Here is a 14,746-nt window from a genome sequence, read left to right on the forward strand (position 1 = left end):
CATTATTATTATTCCGGGGTTCGCGCCCCGGATCGTCTGATTGTCGCTCAAAGTGACCATCACTGCCAATACTATTGCGCAAGATGATACTATTTTTTAGACAGCCGTCGGGCGTATGCTTATGTCACATTAAATCGGTTGGTAAGAAGGATAACGATGACTCCCGCCGTAAAATTACTCGAAAAAAACAAAATTAGTTTTCACATTCACAGCTACGATCACGATCCGAACGAAACCAATTTTGGCGATGAGGTGGTGCGTAAGCTGGGGCTCAACGCGGACCAGGTCTATAAAACGCTGCTGGTCGCCGTCAACGGCGACATGAAGCATCTGGCCGTCGCGGTGACGCCGGTAGCGGGTCAGCTGGATTTGAAAAAGGTGGCGAGGGCTTTAGGCGCTAAGAAAGTCGATATGGCAGACCCGATGGTCGCACAGCGGGTCACCGGCTATCTGGTGGGCGGGATCAGCCCGCTTGGACAGAAAAAACGCCTGCCGACGGTGATTGACGCGCCGGCCCAGTCGTTTGCCACCATCTATATTTCCGGCGGCAAACGCGGGCTGGATATTGAGCTGGCGGCCAGCGATCTGGCGAAGATCCTTGAGGCAAAATTCGCCGATATCGCGCGTCGCGATTAATTGACGGTTTTTCGTCAGGGAACACTCCCGGAGGCGGCGCTGACGCGCCTTGTCCGAGCTACAAAATCCAAAACCGCTGAGACCTGTAGCCCCGGTAGCTACGCAACCGGGGTTTGGCTCAAACGTTACTGCCAGCTTACCTCGCCTTTCGGTTCATAAGCTGCCGCGTCCAGCGGTGAGTTTTTCTGGATATACTCTTTCAGCACCTCCGCGTCGATGAAGCCGGTATTCACATAGCCGGGCTTGGTATCAATATGCGGGTAGCCATCGCCGCCGGTGGCGTTAAAGCTCAGGGTCGCCATACGGTAGGTCTTCGCCGGATCGACCGGTTCGCCTTTGATAGTCAAATTATTAAGCTTACCGTCTTTGGCCACAAAACCGACGTTGGCAAACTGCGGATAGGCGCCAGAATCGGGCTTCATCTGCGCCACGGCGGTCAGATACTCCGTCACTTCCTTACCGCTCATATCGACATACACCAGCACGTTGCCGAAAGGCTGTACCTTCATCACGTCTTTATAGGTGATATCGCCCGCTTCAATCGAATCACGCACGCCGCCGCCGCTCATCACCGCGAAATCGGCATTGCTGCGCGCCATCTGCGCCGCCAGCAGCAGACGTCCCATATTGGTTTGCACAAAACGCACTTTGCTGCGATCGCCCTCCAGGTGCGCGTTTACGCTACCGATTTTGACCTGCAGCTGCGCTTTGCCCTTATTCTGGAACGGCGTCAGCAGGGAGAGCATCTGCGGATTTTCGGCAATTTGCGGCGTATAGAGCACGCGCTCGCTCTCGCCGTTGTCGTAAGTGACCTTTTTCTTCAGGTTGACCGGGATCAGCTGATAGTGCACCAGCTTCATTTCGCCATTGCGGAATTCGAAGTCGGCGCGGCCCACATATTTGCCCCACTCATGGGCCTGGACGATCCAGATACCGTTCTGCTTATCCGGCGCGCACGGGCTGCCCGGAACGTAATCCACCTGTTTTTTATTCTCAGAGGCCATGCATACCGGGTCCTGCGAGTGGCCGCCGACGATCATCGCCAGCGAACCTGCCGGCAGGCTGCGCGCCATCTCGACGTCGCCCGGCGCATTCGAGCCGTGGGCGCCGTTGTCATAATGGCCCATGTGGGTGGTGGCCAGAATGACGTCCGGTTTTTCATTCTGCTGCAGCTCCTGGATAACGAGTTTGGCCTCTTCCGCCGGTTTGCGGAACTCGATATCCGTAAAGAACTCAGGGTTACCAATTTTGGCCGTATCGTCGGTCGTCAGGCCGATAACCGCAATATTCAGCCCGCCGCGTTTGAACAGCGCCCACGGCTTAAACAGACGCTCGCCGGTGCTTTTCTGGTAAATATTGGCGGAGAGGAACGGGAACTTCGCCCATTTTTCCTGCTGACGCAGTACGCTAAGGGGATTATCAAACTCGTGATTGCCTACCGCCATCGCATCATAGCCAATCAGGTTCATCCCGCGAAAATCGGGTTCCGCGTCCTGTAAGTCGGATTCCGGCACGCCGGTGTTGATATCGCCGCCGGATAACAGCAGCACGCTGCCGCCCTCTGCCGCCACCTCTTTGCGAATGCCGTCCACCAGCGTTTTTTGTGCCGACAGCCCGTATTCGCCATAGTCGCTGCGCCAGAAGTGGCCATGATGATCGTTAGTATGCAGAATGGTAATTTTATAGGTTTTATCCTGCTCATAAGCCTGCGCAGACAGGCTCCCCAGCGATAACGCCGTGAATAGCGCCAGCGCAACGCCTTGCTTCATAAAGTGCATATTTCTCTCCCTGACGAAATGACAAGTGCCGAAAGTATAGCGAGTTAGCCGATTAGACAAATATGTTTTCAGAATTGCGACTTCCTTCAAACCTTAGGGGCAGGTATGTTAGGCAGATAATAATTCCACCTGCATCCTCTATAAAAAATACTTAAGCGAACCTATGGCAATGAATCAGACCGCACAACCCTTATCCGGCCCTGCTGCTGCGCCGCAAAAAGCACGCACCTCGTTTCGCATTCTCGGCGCTATCAGCCTCTCACATTTGCTAAACGATATGATCCAATCGCTTATTCTGGCTATCTACCCGCTGCTGCAGGCCGAGTTTTCGCTGACCTTTGTGCAGATAGGGATGATTACCCTCACCTTCCAGCTGGCCTCATCGCTGCTGCAGCCGGTCGTCGGCTATCTGACCGACAAACACCCGATGCCGTGGTCGCTACCGATAGGCATGTGCTTTACCTTAAGCGGTCTGGTACTGCTGGCGATTTCCGGGAGCTTCGGGATGGTTCTGCTGGCTGCCGCGCTGGTCGGTACCGGCTCTTCGGTCTTTCACCCTGAGTCTTCACGCGTGGCGCGAATGGCCTCCGGCGGTCGCCATGGCCTGGCGCAGTCGATATTCCAGGTCGGCGGCAACTTTGGCAGTTCGTTAGGCCCGCTGCTTGCGGCCCTGATTATCGCGCCCTACGGCAAAGGTAACGTTGGCTGGTTTGTCCTGGCGGCGCTGCTGGCGATCGTCGTGCTGGCGCAGATCAGCCGCTGGTATGCCGCTCAGCACCGTATGAACAAAGGTAAACCCAAAGCGGTCATTGTCAATCCATTGCCGAAAAACAAAGTCATTCTGGCGGTTAGCATTCTTTTGCTGCTGATTTTCTCAAAATACTTCTATATGGCGAGCATCAGCAGCTATTACACCTTTTATCTGATGCAAAAGTTTGGATTATCGGTGCAAAACGCGCAGTTTCATCTGTTTGCTTTCCTTTTTGCCGTCGCGGCGGGAACGGTGATTGGCGGGCCTGTAGGCGATAAGATTGGGCGCAAATATGTTATTTGGGGCTCTATCCTTGGCGTAGCGCCGTTTACTCTTGTTTTACCCTACGCATCGCTGGAATGGACCGGCATTTTAACGGTGATAATTGGTTTTATCCTCGCGTCGGCTTTTTCCGCCATTCTGGTCTACGCTCAGGAGCTGTTGCCGGGGCGGATCGGCATGGTTTCTGGTTTGTTCTTCGGATTTGCTTTTGGCATGGGTGGCCTTGGCGCCGCGGTGCTGGGGCTATTAGCTGACCATACCAGTATCGAGCTGGTCTATAAAATCTGCGCTTTCTTGCCACTGATTGGCATCTTGACGATATTTCTGCCTAACAACCACCAAAAGTCCTGATTCTTCGGCAGCCAAAGTGTAACTTTGGCTGCCTCAATCCCTTACTCCACCAGCATTACCCCGCATAAGCTGCTGCCATTTTGCGGTCCGTGCTTTTTTGCATGCCAATTCCATCTTTCTGCAAAATTCAACGATTATTCATAAACAAAACCGCTGAAATTGTCATAAACTATTATTCGGTTTTTTGGTTTTATACCCTAAATAATTCAAGTTGCAGGAAGGCGGCGACGCAGGGAATCCCCTGGAGCTTACTGAAGTAAGTGACTGGGGTGAGCGAGGAAAGCCAACGCCCATGCAAATTGAAGTATGACGGGTATATGCCGAAAATGGATCAGCTCACCACTGCAAGGAGACGGAATGCACCACGCAACACCGCTAATCACCACCATTGTCGGCGGCCTTGTGCTCGCCTTTATTCTCGGCATGATTGCCAATAAGCTACGTATTTCTCCTCTGGTGGGATATTTATTAGCGGGCGTGCTGGCCGGACCTTTTACCCCAGGTTTCGTTGCTGATACCAAGCTGGCGCCGGAGCTGGCCGAGCTTGGCGTGATCCTGCTGATGTTCGGCGTGGGTCTGCATTTCTCCTTAAAAGATTTGATGGCGGTCAAGGCCATCGCTATTCCAGGGGCTATCGCCCAGATCGCCGTGGCAACGCTGTTGGGTATGGCGCTCTCTGCCATGCTGGGCTGGTCGTTAATGACCGGGATCGTTTTTGGTCTGTGTCTTTCTACCGCCAGTACCGTGGTGCTGCTGCGCGCGCTGGAAGAACGACAGCTTATTGATAGCCAGCGGGGGCAAATCGCTATCGGCTGGCTGATTGTGGAAGATCTGGTGATGGTGCTGACGCTGGTGCTGCTGCCGGCGGTCGCCGGCATGACCGAGAAAGGCGACGTTGGCCTGGCTACCCTGGCCCTCGATATGGGCATTACCATCGGTAAAGTCGTTGCCTTTATCGCCATAATGATGCTGGTAGGCCGCCGCCTGGTGCCGTGGATTATGTCACGCAGCGCGGCAACCGGCTCGCGCGAGCTGTTTACGCTGTCGGTGCTGGCGTTAGCGCTCGGCATCGCCTTCGGCGCCGTTGAGCTGTTTGACGTCTCCTTCGCCCTCGGCGCCTTTTTCGCCGGTATGGTGCTCAATGAATCCGAGCTCAGCCATCGCGCGGCCCACGATACCCTGCCGCTGCGCGACGCCTTCGCCGTACTGTTCTTTGTTTCCGTGGGAATGCTGTTTGATCCGATGATCCTGATCGATCAGCCGCTGGCGGTGCTGGCGACGCTGGTCATCATTATTTTCGGTAAATCGGCCGCCGCTTTCTTCCTGGTACGAATGTTCGGCCACTCGCCGCGCACCGCGCTGACCATTGCCGCCAGCCTGGCGCAAATCGGTGAATTTGCCTTTATTCTCGCCGGGCTAGGAATGGCGCTGGATCTGCTGCCGCAGGCGGGGCAAAACCTGGTGCTTGCCGGCGCCATTATCTCCATCATGCTCAACCCGGTCCTGTTTACCCTGCTGGAAAAATATCTCGATAAAACGGAGACGCTGGACGAACAGACGCTGGAAGAAGTGCTTGAAGATGAGAAACAGATCCCCGTCGATATCTGTAACCACGCGCTGCTGGTCGGTTTCGGTCGCGTCGGGAGCCTGCTCGGTGAAAAACTGATGGCGCAGGGCGTGCCGCTGGTGGTTATCGAAACCTCGCGTACCCGCGTTGACGAACTGCGCGCACGCGGTATTCGCGCGGTATTAGGCAACGCCGCCAATGAAGAGATTATGAATCTGGCGCATCTTGACTGCGCCCGCTGGCTGCTGCTGACCATCCCTAACGGCTATGAAGCCGGGGAAATCGTGGCTTCCGCGCGCGAGAAGTGCCCGAATATCGAGATCATCGCGCGCGCCCACTACGACGATGAAGTGGAGTATATCGTTGAACGCGGCGCCAACCAGGTGGTGATGGGCGAGCGGGAAATCGCCCGCGCCATGCTGCAGCTGCTCGAAACGCCGCCAGCAGGCGAGCTTATTACCGGTTAATGCTTCCGGCCCGACTTCTCGGGGCCGGCTTTACTTACCGGCTTAGCGATCCCAGTAAGCCTCTTCCAGGCTATCTTCACGCTCCGGCAGGCCGCGGGTCAGACGCGGCGAGTGCTGGTTCAGCACCTGATAGCTCACGCGGTTAGCGTATTTACACACCTGCGCCAGCGAGGAATAGGTCAGCCACTTGCATTTGTGCTTGCTGGAGTTCGGCACGTTGTTGCGATGATAGTTATTGGCGGTGATATCGTGCAGCAGCGCCGCCAGCGCGCCGTCGCCCGCGCCGTTGGTATTCATGATCTTCTCCGGCCCGCCCATATAGGGTGCGATATGCGAATAAATACGCAGCGGATTTTCGCAATCCTGATGGCGCATCGCGCGGCTGAATTCATACTGGTTAAACTCGGCAATCGCGCCCGGCAGCAGCGGATGCTGCGTTTTGCGCTTAGCCTCATCCTCGGTAAAACTGGCCATATACAGCCCGGCAGGCCCGGCGGTGCACAGTACCAGGTCAACCCACTCCAGCGCCTTGTCGGAAGCCAGCAGCGGATCGGATAATCCGGTCAGCGCTTCCGCCTCCTCTTCGTTCATCGCCAGAATAGAGACGTGCTCCTTGAGGAACGCCTGCCACCACGCCGGATTATCGGCGATAACGTATTTGGTCCCCAGAGTCAGGACCACCGGTACATCGTGCTTTTTCGCATATGCGATGGCCTGCATCGTCGCGTCCGGCATCGGCTCGCCCGGCTTGCAGCGCACGAGATAGGAGGTCAGCACCAGCGCGGAGGCGCCGGCGATGACGCTTTCCGGAATGCTTTCCGGACGGAGCTTGTTCATATGCCCGGGGCTGATCGCAAAGGTGCGCTCGCCGGAGTCGCTAATCAGCGTAAAGCAGCGCCCAATCGCCCCATCCACCCCCTGCAGGTAGTTCAGATCGGTACGGCTGGAGGTGTTGCACAGGTAGCGGTAGGCGTAGCCGCCGATTTCAATATTGCTGCACATGACGCCAAGCAGAACCGAACGGTCATCCGCCAGCACCGAGTAGTTGTGCATGGTGTTACCGATGGTGCCGCCGGCAAACTGGTGGGTAATCAGGTCATTGCGAACCAGTTCCTGATACAGCGCTTCGGCGACATCGTCTTCAATCACCAGCGAATGCCCGGCGCTCAGGCCGTAGCGTACGATAAACGCCTCATCCACTTTCGCTTCGATATCGACCAGGGTTTGATCGATGCCGACCACCCAGGCGACGTTAGACTCGTTGTCCGGCTGAATTTGCTGCAGCAGCGGATCGCGAGCGTTGACGGGAAAATAGTGTTTGGATTTGCGTTTACCGGGAAATTTCATAGTGGCGATTTATTGACAGTGAACAAGCGGGGAATAGTAGCATACTCCCCGCCGCACGCGCGATCAGCGATATTTCGCCGTCAGGTTGACCATCATTTCAATATGCGCGGTGTCCGCATTAAGCGCCGGAATGTACTCATATTGTTGGCCGCCGGCTTCGAGGAAGATTTCCCGGTTCTGCACCGCGATCTCCTCCAGCGTCTCCAGGCAATCGGCGGAAAAGCCGGGGCAGATAACCTGAATATGCTTCACCCCTTTCTCACCGAGCATTTTCAGCGTTTCGTCGGTGTAGGGCGTCAGCCAGGGCTCACGACCAAAGCGCGACTGGAACGTCATCATCACCCGGTCAGGCGGCAGCCCCAGGGCTGAAACCAGCTCACGGGTGGTATCGCGGCAGCGCTGAGGATAGGTATCCCCTTGCTGGGCGTACCGCTGAGGGATGCCATGATAGGAGAGCAGCAGTAAATCTGGCTCACCGTGCACCGCAAAGGACGCGCGCACGCTGGCGGCCAGCGCGTGAATATAGTCCACGTCATCGGCGTAGTCGCGAATAAAAGAGATGCCGGGGATGGCGCGCTTTTTGGCAAGGATACGCCCTAGTTCATCCCAGACCGCCGCCACGGTGGAGCAGGAGTATTGCGGATAGAGCGGTAGCACCACGATGTGATCCACGCCCTGCTCCAGCAGTTCATCAACCGCGCTCTCCAGCGACGGCGAACCGTAGCTCATCCCCAGCGCCACCGGCGTATCCGGAAGCCGCGCGGCCAGCGCCTGCCGCTGCTGCTGGCTATAGACCATCAGCGGCGAGCCATCTTCCATCCAGATGGACTGATAGAGCTTAGCGACCCGGGGCGCTCGCAGGGGGAGTATCACGCCGCGCAGCAGCGGCCACCACAGTAGACGGGAGGTATCCACCACGCGCCGATCGCTAAGAAACTGTCGTAGATAGCGCTTTACCGCGTCGGGCGTGGGCGCATCGGGAGTGCCTAAATTGGCTAATAAGATACCTGTTTTCGTCTGATGCATTACCGCCTCTTAACCATTTGAATCGCTGACAATTGTAGCTGAAATGGCGCTAAACGGAACCAATCATAGAAAAAGGTAAAATGAGAGGAGTTCTCACCCCGCCGCGGCGGGATGAGAACTAACGGAATTAACCGAGGATTTTTTCCAGTTCAACGCGAACGTCGGCCACCGCTTTGGTGCCATCGACTTTCGCGTACTGGGTATTGCCCGCTTCGGCTTCTTTCTGATAGTAGCCGATCAGCGGAGCCGTCATCTGATGATACTCAACCAGACGCTTACGCACGGTCTCTTCCTGGTCGTCTTTACGGGTGGTCAGCTCTTCGCCGGTCACGTCGTCTTTGCCTTCAACTTTCGGCGGATTAAATTTGATGTGGTAAACGCGGCCGGAAGCTGCGTGAACGCGACGCCCGATGATGCGGTCAACGATCAGTTCGTCAGGAACATCGAATTCCAGCACGTAATCCACGGTGATACCCGCTTCTTTCATGGCGTCAGCCTGCGGAATGGTGCGCGGGAAGCCGTCCAGCAGAAAACCGTTGCGGCAATCTTCCTGAGTAATACGCTCTTTGACCAGGGCGATAACCAGTTCGTCGGTGACCAGCTTACCGGCGTCCATAATATCTTTCGCCTGTTTGCCCAGCTCGGAGCCTGACTTCACCGCGGCACGCAGCATGTCGCCGGTGGAGATTTGCGGAATACCGTATTTCTCCATGATGAACTGAGCCTGAGTTCCTTTACCCGCGCCCGGAGCGCCAAGCAGAATAATACGCATTACGAAAATCCCCTCAAAAGTTGATTCAATTTTTCAAAAAACGCTAAACCATACCACCAGAACGCGGATGGCTCAAGGAAGGCGGGGCGGCTGAAACGGTTAATGGTGAGATATTTTACGTAGAGTGCGGTTTGATGCCCTCACCCCGGCCCTCTCCCAGCGGGAGAGGGGTAGAGTGAGGGTAAAGATTACGACGCCAGCAGCTGGTTCATGCGGCGGATAAACTGGTTCGGATCTTCCAGCGTACCGCGCTCGGCCAGCAGCGCCTGATCGAGCAGCAGCTCAACCCACTCGCCGAACTGCGCATCATCCTGGGTATCCGCCGCGCGTTTTACCAGCGGATGCAGCGGGTTCAGTTCAAAGATGTACTTCACTTCCGGCGCGGCCTGGCCCGCAGCGGCAAACAGTTTTGCCATCTGGGTGCTCATTTCATCCGCGTCGGTGGTGACGATGGCCGGCGTATCGGTCAGACGATGGGTCAGACGAACCTCTTTCACCCGGTCGCCAAGCAGCGTTTTGGCACGCTCAACGAACGGCTCCAGCGCCTTCTCGGCTTCTTTAGTGGTTTCATCCACTTCGTCCGTCAGCTTATCCAGCGACTCATCGGCTTTCGCCACCGACTGGAACGGCTTACCGTCGAACTCGGTCAGATAGCTCATCATCCACTCGTCGATGCGATCGGAAAGCAGCAGCACTTCAATGCCTTTCTTACGCAGCAGTTCCAGATGCGGGCTGCTTTTCGCGGCGGCGTAGCTGTCGGCGGTAATGTAGTAAATCTTCTCCTGCCCTTCTTTCATGCGGGAGACGTACTCTTCCAGCGACACAGTCTGCGCGGCGGAGTCGGTATGGGTGCTGGCGAAACGCAGCAGTTTGGCGATGGCCTGCTGGTTGGCCTGATCTTCCGCCGGCCCCTCTTTCAGCACGAGGCCAAACTGCTGCCAGAAGGTCTGATATTTTTCCGCGTCGTCTTTCGCCAGTTTTTCCAGCATCTGCAGGGCGCGTTTGCTCAGCGCGGTACGCAGATTGCGGGTGACGCTGCTGTCCTGAAGGATTTCACGCGACACGTTCAGCGGCAGATCGTTAGAGTCGACCAGGCCGCGGACGAAACGCAGGTAGTTCGGCATAAACTGCTCGGCGTCATCCATGATGAAGACGCGCTGCACGTACAGCTTCAGGCCGTGTTTATGATCGCGATTCCACATATCCCACGGCGCCTGCGACGGGATATACAGCAGGCTGGTGTACTCCTGCTTACCTTCAACGCGGTTGTGGCTCCAGGTCAGCGGATCGCTGTAATCGTGGGCAATGTGCTTATAAAACTCGTTGTACTCGTCGTCTTTGATTTCCGACTTATTGCGCGTCCACAGCGCCTGGGCTTTGTTAATTTTCTCCCAGCTAATGACGGTTTCGCCGTCAACGTCTTCGCGTTTTTCAATTTCCACCGGCAGCGCGATGTGATCGGAGTATTTGCTGATGATCGAACGCACGCGCCAGTCGTTGAGGAAATCGTCCTCGCCTTCGCGCAGGTGCAGCGTGATCTCGGTACCGCGATCGGCTTTGTTAATGTCGGCAACGGTATATTCGCCTTCGCCAGCGGATTCCCAGAAGACGCCGTTTTCGGCGCTGTCGCCCGCCGCGCGGGTACGGACGGTAACTTTATCGGCAACAATAAACGCCGAATAGAAGCCCACGCCGAACTGGCCAATCAGCTGGCTGTCTTTCGCCTGGTCAGAGCCCATGGACTCAAGGAACGCTTTGGTGCCGGACTTGGCGATGGTGCCGAGATGGTCGATGACCTCATCGCGATTCATACCAATGCCGTTATCGGCGATGGTCAGGGTGCGGTTGTCTTTATCAAATGAAACACGCACGCGCAGCTCGCCGTCGCCTTCGTACAGATCCGGCTGGGACAGCGCGCGGAAGCGCAGCTTGTCGGCCGCATCGGAGGCGTTGGAAATCAGCTCACGCAGGAAAATTTCTTTATTGGAATAAAGAGAATGGATCATCAGGTGCAGAAGCTGCTTGACCTCTGACTGAAAACCACGAGTTTCTTGTCCTTTCATCTAAATCAACCTCAACAATGCCATTGTTAATGGTAAAAAAACCGTTGAGGGTGAGATGGGGACAGAGGGAGAAGTTTTCAAGCGGAGGCCCCGAAAAGCGCCTCCGTTTGATTAAAAACGAATCTTATGCCGCCCGGCGAGCGAGTGGGATAGCGTCGTGCCGTCAACCATCTCCAGCTCGCCGCCGACCGGTACGCCATGGGCGATACGGCTCGCGTCTACGCCATACTGCACGCAGAGCTCGGCGATATAATTGGCCGTCGCCTCCCCTTCTACCGTTGGGTTGGTCGCGAGGATCACTTCCTGCATCGATTCGTCACGCAGACGCTGTTCCAGACGATCGAGCCCAATGTCATCCGGCCCGATACCGTCAAGCGGCGACAGGTGGCCCATCAGCACAAAGTAGCGACCGGAAAACTGCCCGGTCTGCTCGATAGCGTAGATATCCGCTGGGCTCTCTACCACGCAGATCTGGCCGTTTTCCTTGCGCCGAGGGTTGCTGCAAATATTGCACACCTCCTGCTCGGTGAAGGTACGGCAATCGGCGCAGTGGCCGATTTCCGACATCGCGCGCGTTAGCGCCTGCGCCAGGCGCATTCCGCCGCTGCGGTCGCGCTGCAGCAGGGTAAACGCCATGCGCTGCGCCGACTTCGGGCCGACGCCCGGCAGGCAGCGCAGTGCTTCCATAAGCTGCGTTAACAGCGGACTGGTCTGCATCAGAACGGCATCTTAAAGCCTGGCGGCAGCTGCATACCGGCGGACACGGACGCCATTTTTTCTTTCTGCGTCTCTTCAATGCGGCGGGCGGCGTCGTTAAACGCGGCAGCCACCAGATCTTCCAGCATCTCTTTGTCGTCTTCCAGCAGGCTCGGGTCGATCTCAACGCGACGGCAGTTGTGCGCGCCGTTGATGGTGACTTTTACCAGGCCTGCGCCGGATTCACCGGTCACTTCCAGCCGGGCCACTTCTTCCTGCATCTGCTGCATTTTTTCTTGCATCTGCTGGGCCTGCTTCATCAGGTTACCCAGACCGCCTTTTCCACCAAACATAGGCTTCTCTCTCAGTAAGTCATCGTTAAGGATGCTGACCGCAAGTCAGACTTGCAATCAAATGGGGCGAATACTCTCTTCATCCAGGTCCGCATCGAAGAATCGACGCAGCGTCTGAATGTTATTATCCGCAATAATCGCTTCACGCGCCTGCGCGAGCTTTTCTTCATAAATTGCCTGCCGCCACTCAAGCGGCGTGCGCATCGCGGGATTATCATCTTCCACGATGGTCAATTCAACCGGCGTACCGTACAAAATACCGAGCGCTTCCGCCAGCTTTTGCTGCGCGCCCGCCGAATTCAGGTGACGCTGGCTCGGACGCAGATGCAGGCAGACGCGATTGCCCTCCTGCTCTTTCCAGGCGTTCAGGGCGACCTGCTCCACCAGTTTGGGTACCGCAAGCCGGCTGACTTCCGCCGCCCAGCTATCGCGCTCGACCGCTTCGACTGCCAGCTTTGCCGCCAGTTCCGGCGTTTTTTCATGCTCCAGCGCTTTTTTCAGCGCCTTCGGCGTCGCCACTTCTTCTTTTATGGCTTCAACAACCGTCGTCGATTTCCAGCGATAGGCTTCCTTTTTCGCCGGCGCTTTCTCCAGCGCAGCCGCCGCCGGACGCGCCTGTACGCGTTCGGTAATTGAACTCAGTCGTTCCAGCGCAGCGTTATTCACCGGCCGCGCGCGGGAAGCGGCTGCCGGTTCACTCTTTTTTGGGGTGGGCGCTCCCTGGCTTCGCTGCAGCTGGCTGCGGGCCGCCAGCACCTGGCTGGTGGTCTGCGGCAAATTCGGCGGCGGCGACGGCGGCGCGGATGCCGGGACAGCCTGCTGGGCCGGTGCGGTCTGAATAGCCTGCACCGGCGGCGCCTCCGGTTCCGGCAGCGGCATACGCGGATGGAAAGCCAGCGCACGCAGAAGCGTCATCTCGACGCCCATTCGTCTGTCCGGGGCGTACGGAAGCTCTTTGCGGCCAATCAGTAGCGTTTGATAGTACAGCTGAACATCGGTTGGCGGCACCGTCCGCGCCAGCTCGCGCATGCGCAGCTCAATCGCGGCCATATCCGTTCCCAGCGCCGACGGCGAGAGCTGAACCATCGCAATACGGTGCAGCAGGCTTTGCATTTCCACCAGCAAGGCCTCCCACTCCACGCCGCGGGCGGCAGCCTCATTGACGCCGGCCATGACCCGCTCGCCGTCGGCAGCCACCAGCGCCTCAATCAGCGAAAGCGCCTGATCGTCGTCAAGGGTGCCGAGCATGGTGCTGACGGATTCAGCCGTCAGGCGACCTTCGCCGCTGGCAATGGCCTGATCGGTCAGGCTTAACGCATCGCGCAGGCTACCGTCCGCCGCGCGCGACAGCAGCTGCAGCGCGCGCGGTTCAAAAACGATCTGCTCGGCGCCGAGAATATGCTCCAGCTGATGGCGAATCTGTTCGACGTCCAGCGCCTTAAGATGGAACTGCAGGCAGCGGGAAAGAATAGTCACCGGCAGCTTCTGCGGATCGGTCGTCGCCAGCAGAAATTTAACGTGCGCCGGCGGCTCCTCCAGCGTTTTTAACAACGCGTTGAAGCTGTGGCGCGAAAGCATATGGACTTCATCGATCAGATAGACCTTGAAGCGACCGCGGGCCGGCGCGTACTGGACGTTATCCAGCAGATCGCGGGTATCTTCGACTTTGGTGCGCGAGGCGGCATCGATCTCAATCAGATCGACAAAGCGCCCCTGTTCTATTTCACGGCAGTTATCGCAGACGCCGCACGGCGTGGCGGTAATGCCGGTTTCGCAGTTTAATCCTTTTGCCAACAGGCGCGCGATAGAGGTTTTACCGACTCCGCGGGTACCGGAAAAAAGATATGCGTGGTGAATGCGCCCTAACGACAAGCCGTTCGCCAGTGCGGTCAGCACATGTTCCTGGCCGACGACGTCAGCAAAGGTTTGTGGGCGCCATTTACGGGCTAAGACCTGATAACTCATGGGCTGGCTCTGAAACGCTGGAAGGTGAAATCACGAGGGGTCATGCTATCACAGCCCCGCTCAATCAGCGAGGCTATGTGGCGGGATTTGCTTAGTGGCCCGGGAAAGGGACCAGGCTATAGCAGTTGATTCCCAGTTTTTCCAGGCGCTGCTCGCCGCCCAGATCGAACAGATTAATAATAAAGGCCGCATCGTGCACTTCACCGCCCAGGCGACGAATAAGCTTCACGGTGGCGTCAATGGTGCCGCCGGTTGCCAGCAGATCGTCAACCACCAGGACTTTATCGCCTTCTTTGATCGCATCGACATGGATTTCCAGCTGATCGGTGCCGTACTCAAGCTCGTAGCTTTCTGCGATAGTTTCACGCGGCAGCTTACGCGGCTTGCGTACCGGAACAAAGCCTACGCCCAGCGCCAGCGCAACCGGTGCGCCAAATAAGAAGCCACGCGCCTCGGTGCCCACCACTTTGGTAATCCCCGCGTCTTTATAACGCTCGGCCAGCAGCTCAATGCTGAGCGCGTAGGCCTTCGGGTCTTCCAGCAAGCTGGTGACATCACGGAAAAGGATGCCAGGTTTCGGATAGTCCTGGATGCTTTGGATGCTGTTCTTCAGATATTCAAGCTGCTGTGCTGTTGCGGTCATAAGTGTATGCCTGATTAAAACGGTGTTACTCACGGGCATGCCAAATGGG

General features: G+C 56.9%; 12 protein-coding genes and 1 other annotated feature. Of the genes, 3 read left to right on the top strand and 9 right to left on the bottom strand.

Translation table 11 applies throughout. From position 1 onward, the window contains the following. Positions 1-156: 156 nt before the first annotated feature. Entirely contained in the window at positions 157-636 is a 480-nt protein-coding gene (ybaK, locus tag ABLV30_RS16605) for a Cys-tRNA(Pro)/Cys-tRNA(Cys) deacylase YbaK (protein WP_025107139.1), read from the top strand. Between the two features lie 125 nt (positions 637-761). Here ybaK and ushA read toward each other — a convergent pair whose 3' ends face one another. Then, positions 762-2,414: a bifunctional UDP-sugar hydrolase/5'-nucleotidase UshA gene (ushA, locus tag ABLV30_RS16610; RefSeq protein ID WP_032748309.1), complete on the bottom strand. Its 1,653-nt coding sequence runs from the start codon at positions 2,412-2,414 to the stop codon at positions 762-764. 163 nt (positions 2,415-2,577) lie between these two features. On the opposite strand from ushA, the gene ABLV30_RS16615 reads away from it, so the two are divergent. Next, positions 2,578-3,798, top strand: a complete 1,221-nt coding sequence (locus ABLV30_RS16615; protein WP_004848370.1) for an MFS transporter — start codon at positions 2,578-2,580, stop codon at positions 3,796-3,798. Positions 3,799-4,155: 357 nt separating this feature from the next. Continuing rightward, positions 4,156-5,832 carry a YbaL family putative K(+) efflux transporter gene (gene ybaL / locus ABLV30_RS16620; RefSeq protein WP_014228214.1) on the top strand — a complete coding sequence of 559 codons (1,677 nt, stop codon included), beginning with the start codon at positions 4,156-4,158 and terminating at the stop codon, positions 5,830-5,832. 42 nt (positions 5,833-5,874) lie between these two features. On the opposite strand, the gene ABLV30_RS16625 is transcribed toward ybaL, so the two are convergent. The 8 genes from ABLV30_RS16625 to apt form a co-directional block, all read right to left on the bottom strand. Then, on the bottom strand, positions 5,875-7,179 hold the full coding sequence (locus tag ABLV30_RS16625) for an inosine/guanosine kinase (protein ID WP_004137947.1): 1,305 nt from the start codon (positions 7,177-7,179) through the stop codon (positions 5,875-5,877). Positions 7,180-7,242: 63 nt separating this feature from the next. Then, complete coding sequence (gene hemH, locus ABLV30_RS16630) at positions 7,243-8,205, bottom strand: ferrochelatase (RefSeq protein ID WP_004129953.1); 963 nt, start codon at positions 8,203-8,205, stop codon at positions 7,243-7,245. 127 nt (positions 8,206-8,332) lie between these two features. Next, positions 8,333-8,977: an adenylate kinase gene (gene adk, locus ABLV30_RS16635; protein ID WP_004848363.1), complete on the bottom strand. Its 645-nt coding sequence runs from the start codon at positions 8,975-8,977 to the stop codon at positions 8,333-8,335. Between the two features lie 188 nt (positions 8,978-9,165). Continuing rightward, positions 9,166-11,040: a molecular chaperone HtpG gene (htpG, locus tag ABLV30_RS16640; protein WP_009653565.1), complete on the bottom strand. Its 1,875-nt coding sequence runs from the start codon at positions 11,038-11,040 to the stop codon at positions 9,166-9,168. A 111-nt stretch (positions 11,041-11,151) separates the two neighbouring features. Next, positions 11,152-11,757: a recombination mediator RecR gene (recR, locus tag ABLV30_RS16645; protein ID WP_134899192.1), complete on the bottom strand. Its 606-nt coding sequence runs from the start codon at positions 11,755-11,757 to the stop codon at positions 11,152-11,154. Continuing rightward, on the bottom strand, positions 11,757-12,089 hold the full coding sequence (locus ABLV30_RS16650; protein WP_004099673.1) for a YbaB/EbfC family nucleoid-associated protein: 333 nt from the start codon (positions 12,087-12,089) through the stop codon (positions 11,757-11,759). Before ABLV30_RS16650 ends, recR begins: the two co-directional genes overlap by 1 nt. Positions 12,090-12,146: 57 nt before the next feature. Further along, positions 12,147-14,054 (bottom strand): DNA polymerase III subunit gamma/tau, encoded by a 1,908-nt coding sequence (dnaX, locus tag ABLV30_RS16655; RefSeq protein WP_134899190.1) that lies wholly within the window; start codon positions 14,052-14,054, stop codon positions 12,147-12,149. After that, positions 12,750-12,814: a sequence feature (DnaX frameshifting element), on the bottom strand. (Overlaps the previous gene by 65 nt.) Before the next feature lie 91 nt (positions 14,055-14,145). After that, positions 14,146-14,697 carry an adenine phosphoribosyltransferase gene (apt, locus tag ABLV30_RS16660; RefSeq protein WP_004099669.1) on the bottom strand — a complete coding sequence of 184 codons (552 nt, stop codon included), beginning with the start codon at positions 14,695-14,697 and terminating at the stop codon, positions 14,146-14,148. Between the last annotated feature and the right edge of the window lie 49 nt (positions 14,698-14,746).

Source organism: Klebsiella sp. CN_Kp113, from assembly GCF_040064585.1.
Taxonomy (GTDB): Bacteria; Pseudomonadota; Gammaproteobacteria; order Enterobacterales; family Enterobacteriaceae; genus Klebsiella; species Klebsiella michiganensis.